Genomic DNA, 13,835 nt, shown 5'->3' on the forward strand with positions numbered 1-13,835 from the left:
CAGATATAGTGAGTTGGTATGACTGAATCTACGACCTCCGCCCCCGGGTCCTCCCTCGCGCAACGAGTGGCGCGCATCGAGGCCCAACCCTTGCGAGAGCTGGGTGACAAGAGCGGTCTGTGGGCTGGCACGAAAAGCGCAATCGACGATATTTGGCGTCGCCGTGAGCTTCTCCGCCTCCTCATCAACCGCGAGCTGAAGGCGCGCTACAAGGATTCGAATCTCGGATTCATCTGGTCGCTGTTCAAGCCCCTGTCGCAGCTGTTGATTTACTTCATCGTCATCGGCCAGTTCCTGGGCGCTTCTCGCGGAATCCCCTATTTCGCGATCTTCGTCTTCACCGGGCTGACGGCATGGGGCTTCTTTCTGGAGGCGGTGACCGGGGGAACCGGATCGATCGTCGCGAACTCGGGCTTGGTCAAAAAGGTCTACCTGCCGCGCGAGATTTTCCCGCTCTCGACGCTGGGCACCTCGGCTGTCAACTCAGCCATCCAGCTGGTGATCCTGCTGGCAGCCATCGTTGTTACGGGGCAAATCCCCTCCCTCGCGTCGCTGGCATACCTGCCTCTCGCCCTCGTCGTCCTGGTCGTGTACGCAACCCTGTTCGGCCTTTTATTGTCAGCGTTGAACGTCTACATGCGCGACATCCAGCACCTCATCGAGGTCATCACCTTCCTGGCTTTTTGGGCATCGCCGATCGTCTACTCCTACAGCTACGTCCAGCGTGCCCTCGCGACGAACTACCCGGTGCTTCACGAGGTCTACCTGTCCAACCCCGTAACACTGGCAATCCTCGGGTTCCAGCGGTCCCTGTGGGCGGCTGGCGTCGATCAGCCATACCCCGCGCACCTCATGATCCGCCTGGCCGGCGCGGCGCTGATCGGAATCGTCCTCGTCTTCGGAGCGCACCGCATCTTTGCACGCCTCGAGGGTAACTTCGCTCAGGAGCTCTAATGTCAATGCCCGAAGTCGTCCGCGTCCAGGACGTATCCAAGGTCTTTAAGCTGCACCGCGACACCTCCGTCAAGGACCGCGTGCTGCATTCATCGCGTGCGCGCGTCAAAGAATTCCGCGCCCTCGATAATGTGAGCGTGGATGTCCGCCTCAACGAGTCAGTGGGTCTTATGGGCCACAATGGTTCCGGAAAGTCCACTCTCCTAAAAATCATGGGGTCGATCATTCGCCCGACGACGGGTCGCGTTACCACCCGGGGGCGTATGGCTGCGCTGCTCGAACTCGGTGCCGGCTTCCACCAGGACCTGACGGGTCGCGAGAACGTGTACCTGAATGCGTCAATTCTGGGGATGACGCGCGCCGAAACGGAGAAGTGCTTCGACGAGATCGTCGCTTTTTCCGGCATTGAACAGTTCATCGATACGCAGGTGAAGTTCTACTCCTCGGGAATGTACGTGCGACTGGCTTTCGCGGTCGCCGTCCACTCCAACCCCGACGTTCTCCTCGTGGACGAGGTGCTCGCTGTCGGTGACGAGCCCTTCCAACGCAAGTGCATGGATAAGATTCACTCCTTCCAAACGGAGGGGCGCGCGATCGTCCTCGTCTCTCATTCAGCGGAGCAGGTTGAGTCCGTGTGTACGCGAGGAGTTGTGCTCGATCACGGCAAGCTCGTTTTTGACGGCTCGACATCTGATGCTGTGCGCATCCTGCGTCAGGGATTCCAACGCGACGCGCAGGCCGCTCCGATCCACACGGAAGAGACTGGCCTCATTACGATCCGCGATATTTCGATGACGGACCAGGGCGGCGAGCCTATTCGTGTTGCCCGTACCGGTGATACGATCTGCATCCGCATGGATTTGACTGCGTCGAAGCGCATTGAGAACTGGGTGAGCGCTTTCTCGCTTGATACGAACCTGGGGCAGAAGCTGCACTACTACAACTCCCGGAACTCAGGTGCGACCCTCCCCGCCATTGAGGGTGACGCAACGGTTATCATCACCATTCCCACCCTCACCCTAGGTGAGGGCATGTATCGGATGAACGTGTCGATCGATGACGCGGGCGGCCAGCCCTACGCGCAGCGCGATGGGGCCTGGGACCTGGTCGTTCAAGGAAACGGAATCGGCTCGGGACCGGTGGCGCTGGATTCGTCCATCGTTGTCGAGTCCTGACGTGACTGCCACGCCATCCGGCGATCTCTCTTCAGTCCGTGCAGACGTACGGCATAATGGTGGCATAGTCGATCGCACTCGACACCACAACCCCACACGCCCCCGGGCGCGCAAAGGAGAAAACTCATGAAGATTGTTGTGACCGGCGGTGCCGGCTTCATCGGAGCGAATTTCGTTCATACGCTCCTTGAGGACCATCCGGATGTCGATGTCGTCGTCCTGGACAAGTTCACATACGCGGGCAACCGCGCCTCTCTGACCGATCTTCCGGCCGAACTCGCTTCGCGCCTGAGCATCGTTGAGGGCGATATTGCTGATGCTGACCTGGTCGACGGCGTCGTCGCCGGTGCGGACGCGGTCGTCCACTTTGCCGCAGAGTCGCACAACGACAATTCGCTGCTGGATCCTTCGCCCTTCATTCAGACGAACCTGGTGGGTACGTTCACGTTGCTGGAGGCCGTGCGTCGCCACAAGGTTCGTTTCCACCACATCTCCACGGACGAGGTGTACGGCGACCTGGAGCTGGACGATCCTTCGAAGTTTACGCCGACCACGCCCTACAATCCTTCCTCGCCCTACTCCTCGTCCAAGGCGGGTTCGGATCTGCTGGTGCGCGCGTGGGTGCGTTCTTTCGGTGTCGAGGCCACGATTTCGAACTGTTCGAATAACTATGGTCCCTACCAGCACATCGAGAAGTTCATTCCCCGTATGATCACCAATCGTCTGCGTGGCGTGCGTCCGCGTCTGTACGGCGACGGCCTGAACGTGCGCGACTGGATCCACGTGCGCGACCACAACACGGCCGTGTGGGACATCCTCATGAAGGGCCGCATTGGCGAGACCTACCTGATCGGCGCCAATGGTGAGACCAATAACCGCGACGTGGTTGCGATCCTTAACGAGCTGATGGGCTACGCTCCCGACGACTTCGATCATGTCAAGGATCGTCCGGGGCATGATCTGCGTTACGCGATCGATAACTCGAAGCTGGTCACTGAGCTTGGCTGGGAGCCCAAGTTTACGAACTTCCGTGACGGTTTGGCGGACACGATCGCCTGGTACACCGAGAACGAGGCCTGGTGGGCTCCCCTCAAGGAGGCCGTCGAGGCGAAGTACGCCGCCGAAGGGCACTGAGTCCTTGGGTAGCGTGACCCGAGACGACGGTCGGCCTCGCCCCCGCGTCACCGTCCTCATGGCCACCTACAACGGGATGGCCGAGGGCGGGGCGTGGCTGGATGAGCAGGTGGACTCCGTGCTCGCCCAGGTGGGCGTGGACGTGTCCCTCGTCGTCTCCGACGACGCGTCGACGGACGCGACGCGAGACCATCTGGAGCGTCGCGCAGCGTCCGATCCTCGTATCACGGTTCTTCCGCAGCGCGAGGGCGTTCCCGGTGTGACAGGTAATTTCTTGCATCTGTTCACGACTCACATTCCAGACGGTTCCTACGTCGCTTTCACGGATCAGGACGATGTCTGGCATGAGGACAAGCTTTCGACACAGCTCGCGCTCATGGCCTCCACGGGCGCCGATGTTGTTTCCTCCAACGTGAATTCCTTCGAATCGCTGCCGGGGGGTGGGGTGGGTGAGCGCCGCCTTATTCGTAAGTCGCAGCCTCAGCGGGCCTGGGATTTTCTCTTTGAGGCTGCTGGTCCCGGATCGACGTACGTGTTTTCTCCCGAGGCTCATCGCGCCCTCGTAGAGGTGATCGCTCGCCTCGACTATTCGCGCATTGGCGTGCATGACTGGTACGTGTACGCCCTGGCTCGTGCGATTGGCCTGACCTGGGTGATTGGCGAGGAGCCGACTTTGGAATATCGCCAGCACGGCGGTAACGTTCAGGGGGCTAACTCCGGTGCGAGTGCGCGCGACGCGCGCATGGAGAAGCTGCGCAATGGTTTTTACCGTAACCAGTTCATCCTGATTGGTCGAGCAACCCTGCAGGTCGGTACGTTCGACGCTCCTCACCGCATTGAGCTCGCGTCGATCGTGCGTGACCTGGAGGCGGATGGCGCCTGCGCGCGCCTTCGTTTGGCCTTGCGGTGGGCTCAGATTAGGCGCGATCATGTCGAGGGACTCAAACTCGCTGCGGCGCGTCTCCTGCGTATCTGGTAGGCGCTAGCGAGTGTAGAGGGCGAGTCCGGCATCGACGGCCTCGGATGTCACGATGCGGGGGAGTTGGTCGGGTGAGATTGACTGCGGGTCGATGATGACCACTGAGCGTCCGGCCATCCACTGATCCAGCACCTGGCCTGCACCCGTGTGCGTGTCCCACAGGAGGGCGACGCGTTTGCCGTTGATGTCCTGTGTGGCGCGTGTGCCTTCCAGGGCGTCGTCTCGCACAGCAGGGAGGATTGGGGGTGTGGGGATGGTGATGGTGTCGGGCGCCGCCGCGATCTGGGCGAGGGCGTCGAGTGCACCTCCGAGAGTGCCCTCCCATGCGAAGGAAAGATACGTGGGCGTCTGGGCCAGAACATGGGCTCCTGCGTTGAGGGCGTCGTCGGACTCGTTGGTCAGAGTGTTCGTGATGAGGAGGTCGCCGGGCAGGGGGTTGCGCGTGCGGAGGTGTTCCCACCCCATCGCGCGAGCTGCGATCTGCCAGAGTACGTCTTGCCAGGGCTGAAGGGACGTGTAGAAGCGGGCGGGAGTGGGTTCGCCGGTGCCGAAGAGGTCCGCGGCCAGGTCGTTTGTCAGGTAATGTGCGATCTTGGCCAGCCACCTGCCGGCCACGGGTCCACCCAGCTCGACACGTTCTGCTCCATACTGGGTAAGTGCGGGTCCTGACCACGCGTTAACTGCGCTCACAAGATGTGTGAGGCTCGTCATACTCTGGGAGGAATAGCTGCTCATAGTTGAGAGTATATCGAAGGTCCTAGGCGTTCCAAGTACCGGGTAACTGTGAAGTCATTACAAAACTGTAAGGATCTACCGGGGGGTCAGGTGCTACTCTAGAGGTCTCAATAACGCGAAACCGCTTGACTTCCTGCAATGACACGCGTGTAATTCTCGTATTGATCGATTCGTTATAAGGAGTCTTCCGCATGTGGAACATCTTCGGTGACGGACCCCTCCAGTGGTCCGAGGACGCCGATGCGGCGCTGTACGCCCGCATTGACGGCCCCCTTGCGTGGCAGCAGCACGCGCTGTGTGCGCAGACGGATCCCGAAGCGTTCTTCCCGGAAAAAGGTGGCTCCACTCGCGAGGCCAAAGCCGTTTGTCAGGCTTGTCAGGTGCGCGAGGACTGCCTCGAGTATGCACTCGCCAACGATGAGCGCTTTGGCATCTGGGGCGGCATGTCGGAGCGCGAGAGGCGGCGCCTGCGCCGAATGGCCGGTTGAGTCCCACGTCTCAAACGATCGGCGCCATCCTTGTCACCCGAGGGGACGCGCCGCTGACACAGTCCGTGTTACGGGCCATCGAAAATCAGACGATGGCTCCGGATTCCCTTACCATCGTTGACGTTGCAGGACGTCATGTCACACCCTTCCCCGCCGACCGAGTCCCGCATGGTGCACGGCTCATTCGCGTGGGTCGGGCCCGCAACCTCGGTGACGCGATTCGACGAGCGCACGCGCAGGACGCCCCCTTCGCCTCCTATCCGTGGTGGTGGATCCTCCACGAGGACTCCGCCCCCGAACCCGACTGCCTCAGAGAACTCGCTCAGGCGGGCGCCGTCGGCAAAACCGTGGGAGCAGTTGGCACGAAACAGGTGAGCTGGGATGGCACGCGGCTCCTCGAACTCGGCATTTTTGCCACTGCCAGCGGACGTCGACTCGAACGCATCAGCGAGGATGAGATCGATCAGGGACAGTACGACGGAACAACCGATGTGCTGGGTGTCGGAACAGCCGGTATGCTCCTGCGCGCCGAGGCCTACGACACCGTCGGCGGCTTCGATCCCGCGCTGGGTCCCTTCGGAGATGGCCTCGACATGGGGCGCCGCCTCCACCTAGCCGGCTACCGCGTCGTCGTAGCCCCCCGCGCCCGTATACGCCACGCCCGCTCCTCCCTGACCCCCGGCTTCGACCCGACCCAGGCCTCGGACCGTATCGAAGACGATGAGCGCGCCGAGGCCACAGCGCAGATGGAGGCCGCGCAAGCCAAGTCATTCCGGCGACGCAGGTTCGCGCAGATGTACAACTGGTGCAAGGCCACCCCGGCGCTCGTCCTACCGTTCTTGGCCATATGGCTTCTGGTGTGGACACCAGCTCGCGCCCTCGGTCGCTTGATGACCGGGCGAGCCTCCCTCGCCCTGCCTGAAATCGCCGCATTCGCCTCGCTGGTGGGGGCAACCGCGCGTCTGCTCGCCGGTCGTGCGAGGGCCGCTCGCTCACGCACCGTGCCCCACTCCGCCCTGCACAACCTGGAGATCACACCCGCCTCCCTGCGCAAAGAACCCACAAGAGACGATGAGGACGACAACGGCGAACGTATCGACCCGCTCGTCCTCGCCTCCATTCGTCGCTACCGCATCCGCTCCTCCTCCGCGGCCCTCGCCCTCCTCGTCGTCACCTCGCTGATAGCCGCCTTCCAGTGGTGGGGTGCCTCCGCAGGCCTCGTCGGAGGCGCGTGGGCAGCGCTCCCCGCCGATTGGTCCGAGCTGTGGAGCGCCGCATGGGCCGGGTGGATCCCCGGCGGAGACGGCCACGTCGGCGGAGCCGACCCCCTCACAACCCTCATGTCACTACTCAGCGCGCCTGCCGCGCCTACGGGAGTGACACCGGGGGCAGTCGCAACCTTCCTGCTCGTCGCCTCGTGTCCCATCGCCGCAATGATCGCGTGGGTGCCCACTCGCTCCCTGACGTCGTCGCTGCGCGTGCGATTCCTCGTGGCTCTTGCGTGGGCACTGGCCCCCGCACTTGCGATGAGCGCCACCCACGGTGTCCTTGCGGGCACCCTCGCACACGCCGTTCTTCCTCTCATCGCCGCGTACTGCGCTCCAGCCGCCAGCCCACTGCTCGTCGCGGGAGCAGCAGGCGTCACCGCCGCACCGGTGCGCCCCCGCGGAGTCAACGCGGGCCTGGCCGCACTCGCCGTCGTGGTCCTCTCCTGCTGCGCCCCCTGGACCCTGCCCGTGAGCCTCACAGCGCTGATGTGGCGCTCGCGCAAACGCGGCCTCGTAGCCCTACCCGCGGTCCTGCTGCTCGCGCCCACCTACGCGACGATCCTGACCCACCCATCGGCTTGGGCGGCATTGGCATCCACAAGCGGCACTGCACATGCCTACACGCGGGCAGCCTCCTGGTTCGCCTTCCTGGGCATGCCCGCCGCGCCACAATCGACGCTTCAGATGGTCGCCTGCGGCGCAGTGGGCGCGAGCGTGGCCGCCCTCGCTGGGTTCGCGCTCGTGCGTAGTCGCTCGCGCGTCGTAGCCGCCCTCGTGAGCGGCGCCCTCGTGAGCGCAGCTGCCGGTTGGGCCGCCTCACACATCGGCGTCGGCCTGGACGGCGCACAGGTTGCCTCCGCCTGGGTTTCGCCAGCACTGTCTCTTTCCTTCGGGTCCCTCCTCCTCGCCTCGATGGCAGGCAGCGTGGCCACCCCATCGTCGACCTGCGAGCAGTCCACGGCGTGGGATGCACCCAGATCCCGGGTGGCGCGCGCCGTTGGAGTCCTGGCTGCGCTGGTCCTCGTCGCTCTCGGAGGCGCCCACAGCGTTGCCGCTTTTGCGACACGCAGCGATGCCTCCTCGGTGCCGACCTTCGCCCTGGCTCAACGGGAGACCGTTTCCCCCATGGCAACCCCCATCGTCTCGGCCGTCGCCTCCCAGGCTCAACGCTCTCCCCGCGCCGGACGCGTCCTTGTTCTGGACGGAGACCCCACGAACGGCACAGTCGATGCCGCGCTGTGGCGCGGAGCAGGACCCTCTCTGACGGACTCCTCGCCTGCCTCCAGGGCGCTCGCACTGGCCGATGCGCGAGCCGGAGCCGAAACTAACGTTCTGCGAGACCCCGCCACGGCCTCGCTCGCCCAAGCCGCCTACACCCTCGTGGTGTACCCGGACGACGCGACAGTTGACGCACTCGCCGCACACGACGTTGACACGATCCTCGTGCCCTACGGTGCGAGCGGCGCCCAGGCACTGACGGCGGGCCTCGACCGTGCAGGTGGACTCGAAAAAGTTGGCAGCACGAACTCCGGCATCGTCTGGCGCGTCCGTCCAGATTCTGTTAAGCCCTCGCGCGTGCGCGTTGAATCACCGGGTGGCGTCACGACCGCCGTCGGCTCTTCCCAGCTGCGCGTCGACGGCGACGTCAACGCAGTCGGCACCCTCATCTTGGCTGAGCGTGCTGACACAGGCTGGCGCGCTTCCGTTGACGGTGTGGCGCTGGCTCCCCTCGAAGCCGCCGACGGTTGGGCCCAGACGTTCAACATGCCCCAAGCGGGCCATTTGAGCGTCACATACTCCGCCTGGTGGATTGTTCCCTGGCGCGTTGGCTCGGGCATCTGCCTGGTGATTGCGGCAGCCAGCGCCCTATCCGTGTGGAGGAAGAGATGACAGCGACCCGGATAGCGTCCGCGGTCACCATCGGGTTCGGCGGAGTCGCTGCGCTGGCCCTGGCCTCGGGATCGCTACTGATCGACCCCGCGCCGACAACCGTGGAGGGCAGCGCCCACAGTGCCCAACCCTCACAGGTGCTGCTGGCGTGTCCCTCAGGCCTTGTCGACCCCTTCAACACGGCGAACGTGGCGTCAGGGACCACCTGGTCTTCGCTGTCAACCACCCCGATTAACCCAGCCCCTGCGAGCGTGACAGGCACTGGCGGAACCATCCCGACCGCCCTGACGCTCGCAGGTCAGGGCGGCGGCGAACTCGCCGGTCTCAGCGCCGTCGGCTGCGCCGCCCCGCGTACCTCCCAGTGGTTCGCGACGGGAGCAACAACATCTGGTGCTGACATGGTTCTCATCCTGTCCAACCCGGGACCCACAGCTTCGGTCGTTAGCGTTGACGGCTTTGGTGGCGCTGGCCCACTCAACGCCGCACCACGCCAGGTGACGGTCGCGGCGGGCACCAGCGTATCCGTGCTCCTGGCCGGATGGTTCCCCGACGAAAATTCCCTGGTCGTGCACGTGCAAGCCGATGGCGGAGGCATCGCCGCGTGGGTTCAGGCCTCCCTCATGAACGGTGAGATCCCCCAGGGCACCACGCTCGCCTCCGGCGTCGTACCCGCCACCACACAAACAATCCTGGGCGTTGACCCCAAGGGGACCTCGCTCCTGCGCCTCATGTCCCCCTCCGGCGACGCCAACGTGAGTGTCTCCGTCGCCGACTCTTCGGGGCTGCATCCCCTCGGCGGAGGCCAGACGCTCGTCGCCGAAGGAAGCACGCTCGAGATGCCCCTTGACGGCGCCTCACAGGACTCGACGCCGATTGCCCTCGTCGTTACCTCCGACCGTGAGATCGTCGCACAGACGACTACGATCACGCTCGGGGCACCGTGGGCACAACGCACCAACGCGTGGGTCTTGCGCTCCAATGCCACGCCCGCCATACCACTCACGCAGGCAGCACTGCCCGGTCGGGGCGCCCTCGAGGCTATGGTCACCAAGGTGCTCTCTTCGGAACCGATCCGCGACACGTCCCTGGCAACACAGTCCGGGGTGAGTGCCACACGCGCCAGCCTGCTCCTCTACGCCCCCCTCACCGACGCCCGAACAACATCGGAGGGCGAGTGGTCCGACGAAGAATCCACTCCTGCGCCATCACAGACCCCCAACATCTGGGCGTCCCCGTCGCCCGCGGCCACCCAAGCGCAATCAGGTGACGAAGGCGACACGCAGTCGAGCGGCACGAGTCCCACGACTCCCGGGGCCGTCGCGGTCACCGTCGCTGGCCGCACCATCTACGTCGCACCCGGTGTACCCACCCTCGTTGACCTCCCCGAAACCGGCGGGCAGATCAGCGCGCCCACGCCGATTCAAGCCGCCGTCGTCATGAGCGCCGACACGGCAGTGGGACGCATGATGACCACGTGGAACGTCGGTACGGAAGGCATCAGCGCCGCGAACGGATCCATCCGAGTTGTCAACTGAGGGTCACGTCCCAGGCCCGCACACAGCGTACACAGGGTGCCTACTCGACCCGTGACAACAACGGACACGTCAGCGAAGCGCGTCGTCGACTTCGTCCGGAGGCAGCGCCAGAATATGACTAATCCTCTCCACCAGCACCCTGCGGGTCATCGCGCCCAGCTCATCGGGTGGGCATCGCAGCGTGATCGGCAGGCGATAGACGACGATTCGATCGCGCAGTCCCCTGCGCCGATCCGCAGGGAAGATACGAGCCACGACGACGTTATGTGACTCCCACGGCGCCGGATTCGACGGAGGAACATCCTCCACCGCGAACTCAATCGTCGCCACCTGTGGCCACCGTCCAATCAACTCAGACACCAGCTCACTCACCAGCAGATCGAAGTTCTCCCGACGTGTCCTCCACGCCGGAGTTCCCGGAAAAAAGAGAGGACCACGAGGGCCGCGACCATGGCGGTCGCGGCCCAAGACATGACGCCTGGTCGCAAACACCCCACCAGGGTAGGTCCAAGGCGCGCCGGAGCGCGCGATGCGGGCACCGAGTGTCGTACCCTTAGGTGCGTGATTGCCCAACGACACTGCTCCAAGCCAGGCTGCTCCTCCGTCGCCGTCGCCACCCTCACCTACGACTACCATGACTCCACGGTCGTCGTCGGTCCCCTCGCCACCGTCGTCGACCCCAACTCTTACGACCTGTGCGATGAGCACGCCCAGAACCTGAAAGCCCCCCTCGGATGGCAGGTCGTGCGCCTAGCCACAACCTTCGAACCGGCACCGCCCTCCGGCGATGACCTAGCGGCTCTCGTCGATGCCGTGCGCAGGGTTGCCCAAGAAGCCCAGCAGGCCTCGTCCCCGAAGACCCGACAGCCCCGCACAGGTCCCTTCGGTCCCGCGCGCTCCGTGGGGAGTCCCGACACCTCCAGCCCCCTGGATCCTTCCAGCCCATACGCGCGCAGACGCGCCCAATTCACCGTCGTCGACGGCGAGGAGAACACACTCGACGAGTAAGCGCCTACAGGCCGAAGCGAGCCTTCGTGGCCTCGTGGAAGCGCTGTGTGCCCCGCGCTCGTCGCTCAACCTCGCGCATCCACTCACGATCCCTGCGCGCCACCAAAACGGCAGCAATCACAAGCTCAGGGTGCAGGCCTGCGGGCAGGGGAGTCTGGACACGCCGGGAGAGGCGCTGCGCGAGCGACAAAGCGACCTGCGCGCGCACCTGCCTGTCGAGGGAACGATTCGTGCCCAAAAATGCACGTGCCTCAGCGGCGAGAGCATCGTCCAGGGGAAGGATCGTCGCGGTCGCGGCCCACCCCTGAAGGCCCGGTGGCATGACGAGAGGCGGATAGAAGACCGATGACCCCTGTGAACACACGATCGTCCCTGCCGCCAGATCACCCAGGCGTTTGCCCTTTCCGTTGAGCAGCTCTGACGCGAAAGCGAGTCCGCCGAGGAAGAGCCAATTCTCGAGGATACCGACACCGACGCGCACCGCCGCGTGACGAGCCGTCACCGGACCGCCGTCGTCACGCACGACACGCAGATTCATCGCCCACTTGCCCAGGGAACGCCCGCCAGTAGCGACCTCAACCGTGAGGGGGATAATAAACATCAATGACGCGAGAATCAGGACCTGCAGTACACGACTGAGCGAATCAGAAGCGACGCGCAACGAACGCGTGGCGACGTCGACCATGATAACCACCAGCCCGATGTAACAGGTCGCATCCATGAAGGCGGCAGTGAGTCTCTCCATGGGGGACGCGGGCTTAACGTCGAGGGTCACCGCCTCGCCCGTGCGGACGTAATCGTCCTGCAATTGCATGTACTCACTGCGTTGCGCGCTCATATGTGACACGCTAGTGCAATGGACATCGACGTGCTGCGGGTGAGTGGAAAAAACGAGTGGAAACGTCTCGATCAGCTCACCCGCGCTCGTTCACTGACCGGCGAGGAGATTGACGAGCTTGATCTGCTCTACCGATACGCGACGACCGACCTGGCCCGCGTGCGCACAAAGAGTCCTGACCCGGATCTGATCGCCGATCTGTCGCGTCTGCTGTCCGCGGCGCGCGGGCGTCTGGCGGGTACCAGCGGTCTGACCGGTGCAATCATCGCTCGTTTCTTTGTTGTCGCCCTACCGCTGGCTATGTATCGGATCAGGTGGGTTATCGTTGGCGTGATGGCACTGTTCATGGCCCTGTGCGTTATCCAGGGCCACTACCTGCTGACGACCCCTGACGCCATGTCTGCGCTGGGCAGTCCCGAGGCCCTGCGAGCCTACGCGCAGGACATGTTCGTCGAGTACTACCATCAGGACACGCATGCGCAGTTCGGTCTGTCCGTGTGGGCGAACAATTCCTGGATTTGTCTGCAGGCGGTGGCAACTGGCATCACTGGCTTCTATCCGCTTGTGCTCCTGTGGAATAACGCCGTGTCTCTGGGTACGTCGGCCGCGGTGGTGATCCAGTACGGGGGCGTGTGGCATTTCTTCCGTTTCATCTTGCCGCACGGAGTGCCTGAACTGACGGCAGTGTTCATCTCGATGGCGGCGGGTCTGCGCGTATTTTGGGTGTTTCTCGTTCCGGGGGACGCGACGAGGTTCCAGGCCGTCGGGCGGGCCGCCCGTGGTGCGATGACGGTTGCGTTTGGGGCTGCGATTCTCCTGGCGGGTTCCGGTTTCCTCGAAGGCTTCGTCACCCCCTCCGACTTGCCTGATTCTGTGAAGATCGTGCTGGGCGTTCTCTTGACCGGGGCGGCGTGGGCGTACATCCTCATCCTCGGTCGTATGGCGGAGCGCGCGGGCGGCAGCGATGACGTAGGCACGGACGCTGGCTACTATCAGCCTGTCGCAGGCTGAGTGCGGGTGCGCAAGCTTGCGCGTAGTGGGATGTGAGGCTTAAGTGGCTCTTCGCATTTGAGGGTGTAGGGGTGTTGGGTGGGGTTCGGCGTGTCGTGGTTGTGTAGGAGGGGTCTGGGTTTTTCGGACCGTTTGTTTTGAGAGGGTTGTTCTGAGTAGTCCTGGCTGCTTGTGGCCGGGCAGAATGGATGACCATGAGGAAGTTCTCGAAGCACACGCCTGAGCAGATTGTTGTGAAGCTGGAGAAGGCCGAGGCGTTGCGAGGTGAGGGCATGAGTACGGCCCAGGCCTGCCGCGTGCTGGGTATCAGCGAGGCGACGTTGTGCCGGTGGCGCCAGCGTTATGGGTCGATGAGTCGTAGTGAGGCCAAGGAACTGCGTGAGTTGCGCGAGCAAAACGCGCGCCTCAAACAGTTGTTGGGCCAAGCAGAGCTGGAGAAAGCAGCGTTGCGTGAGCTCGCGGAGGGAAACTTCTAGGCCCGGCGCGCAGGCANGGGCGTCGCTAGGCCCGTCCGCCCGCGAGACTTGGCGATCTCGCTTCGCTCGGCGCCGCGTCGTGAAGCTCGCCCGTTCCCTCCGGTCCATCCGGCGCCCGTCACACCGGCGTCTGGTGTGCTGATAGGTGGTTTCGTGCGTCGGCTTCCAATCGGGCTGGTTCCCCAGTAACGTCGCGCGTAATTCCCGTGATTGTATTTCGTGTGTTGAAATCTGATCGTTGATATTCCGCGGTTTGTGGGTTCTTCGCATTTGAGGGTGTAGGGGTGTTGGGTGGGGTTCGGCGTGTCGTGGCCGGGTAGGGGTCGAGGTCTTTCGATGATGGA

13 protein-coding genes are annotated in these 13,835 nt (G+C 63.9%); 10 read left to right on the forward strand and 3 right to left on the reverse strand.

Annotation, left to right across the window (positions count from 1 at the left end; genetic code table 11):
* Positions 1–18: 18 nt before the first annotated feature.
* The 4 genes from BQ7477_RS01310 to BQ7477_RS01325 all read left to right on the forward strand — a co-directional run bounded on the left by BQ7477_RS01310 (position 19) and on the right by BQ7477_RS01325 (position 4,242).
* Positions 19–954 carry an ABC transporter permease gene (locus tag BQ7477_RS01310; protein ID WP_073982525.1) on the forward strand — a complete coding sequence of 312 codons (936 nt, stop codon included), beginning with the start codon at positions 19–21 and terminating at the stop codon, positions 952–954.
* A gap of 5 nt (positions 955–959) precedes the next feature.
* Positions 960–2,129, forward strand: a complete 1,170-nt coding sequence (locus BQ7477_RS01315; RefSeq protein WP_234968614.1) for an ABC transporter ATP-binding protein — start codon at positions 960–962, stop codon at positions 2,127–2,129.
* A gap of 126 nt (positions 2,130–2,255) precedes the next feature.
* Positions 2,256–3,263, forward strand: a complete 1,008-nt coding sequence (gene rfbB, locus BQ7477_RS01320) for a dTDP-glucose 4,6-dehydratase (RefSeq protein ID WP_073982527.1) — start codon at positions 2,256–2,258, stop codon at positions 3,261–3,263.
* Positions 3,264–3,321: 58 nt separating this feature from the next.
* Positions 3,322–4,242, forward strand: a complete 921-nt coding sequence (locus BQ7477_RS01325) for a glycosyltransferase (RefSeq protein WP_084795596.1) — start codon at positions 3,322–3,324, stop codon at positions 4,240–4,242.
* A 3-nt stretch (positions 4,243–4,245) separates the two neighbouring features.
* Here BQ7477_RS01325 and BQ7477_RS01330 read toward each other — a convergent pair whose 3' ends face one another.
* Complete coding sequence (locus BQ7477_RS01330; RefSeq protein WP_234968615.1) at positions 4,246–4,977, reverse strand: hypothetical protein; 732 nt, start codon at positions 4,975–4,977, stop codon at positions 4,246–4,248.
* A gap of 191 nt (positions 4,978–5,168) precedes the next feature.
* On the opposite strand from BQ7477_RS01330, the gene BQ7477_RS01335 reads away from it, so the two are divergent.
* The 3 genes from BQ7477_RS01335 (at position 5,169) to BQ7477_RS01345 (ending at position 10,158) form a co-directional block, all read left to right on the forward strand.
* Complete coding sequence (locus BQ7477_RS01335) at positions 5,169–5,465, forward strand: WhiB family transcriptional regulator (protein ID WP_073982530.1); 297 nt, start codon at positions 5,169–5,171, stop codon at positions 5,463–5,465.
* Positions 5,466–5,557: 92 nt separating this feature from the next.
* Positions 5,558–8,623, forward strand: coding sequence for a glycosyltransferase family 2 protein (locus tag BQ7477_RS01340; RefSeq protein WP_234968616.1), 3,066 nt, complete (start codon positions 5,558–5,560; stop codon positions 8,621–8,623).
* The gene (locus BQ7477_RS01345; RefSeq protein ID WP_073982532.1) at positions 8,620–10,158 is read left to right on the forward strand and encodes a DUF5719 family protein; all 1,539 of its coding nucleotides are present in this window, start codon (positions 8,620–8,622) and stop codon (positions 10,156–10,158) included. Before BQ7477_RS01340 ends, BQ7477_RS01345 begins: the two co-directional genes overlap by 4 nt.
* A 69-nt stretch (positions 10,159–10,227) precedes the next feature.
* Here BQ7477_RS01345 and BQ7477_RS01350 read toward each other — a convergent pair whose 3' ends face one another.
* On the reverse strand, positions 10,228–10,533 hold the full coding sequence (locus BQ7477_RS01350; RefSeq protein ID WP_073982578.1) for a metallopeptidase family protein: 306 nt from the start codon (positions 10,531–10,533) through the stop codon (positions 10,228–10,230).
* 186 nt (positions 10,534–10,719) lie between these two features.
* Here BQ7477_RS01350 and BQ7477_RS01355 point away from each other — a divergent pair, with 186 nt between their 5' ends.
* Positions 10,720–11,166 carry a DUF3499 domain-containing protein gene (locus BQ7477_RS01355; RefSeq protein ID WP_073982533.1) on the forward strand — a complete coding sequence of 149 codons (447 nt, stop codon included), beginning with the start codon at positions 10,720–10,722 and terminating at the stop codon, positions 11,164–11,166.
* A 4-nt stretch (positions 11,167–11,170) separates the two neighbouring features.
* Here the strand turns inward: BQ7477_RS01355 and BQ7477_RS01360 are convergent, their stop codons facing one another.
* The gene (locus BQ7477_RS01360) at positions 11,171–12,004 is read right to left on the reverse strand and encodes an RDD family protein (protein ID WP_073982534.1); all 834 of its coding nucleotides are present in this window, start codon (positions 12,002–12,004) and stop codon (positions 11,171–11,173) included.
* Between the two features lie 18 nt (positions 12,005–12,022).
* Here BQ7477_RS01360 and BQ7477_RS01365 point away from each other — a divergent pair, with 18 nt between their 5' ends.
* Both BQ7477_RS01365 and BQ7477_RS01370 read left to right on the forward strand, forming a co-directional pair.
* The gene (locus BQ7477_RS01365; RefSeq protein WP_073982535.1) at positions 12,023–13,015 is read left to right on the forward strand and encodes a stage II sporulation protein M; all 993 of its coding nucleotides are present in this window, start codon (positions 12,023–12,025) and stop codon (positions 13,013–13,015) included.
* Between the two features lie 194 nt (positions 13,016–13,209).
* Positions 13,210–13,491, forward strand: a complete 282-nt coding sequence (locus BQ7477_RS01370) for a transposase (RefSeq protein ID WP_039936468.1) — start codon at positions 13,210–13,212, stop codon at positions 13,489–13,491.
* Positions 13,492–13,835 lie beyond the last annotated feature (344 nt).

Source organism: Actinomyces bouchesdurhonensis, from assembly GCF_900128465.1.
In the GTDB taxonomy this organism is placed as follows: domain Bacteria; phylum Actinomycetota; class Actinomycetes; order Actinomycetales; family Actinomycetaceae; genus Pauljensenia; species Pauljensenia bouchesdurhonensis.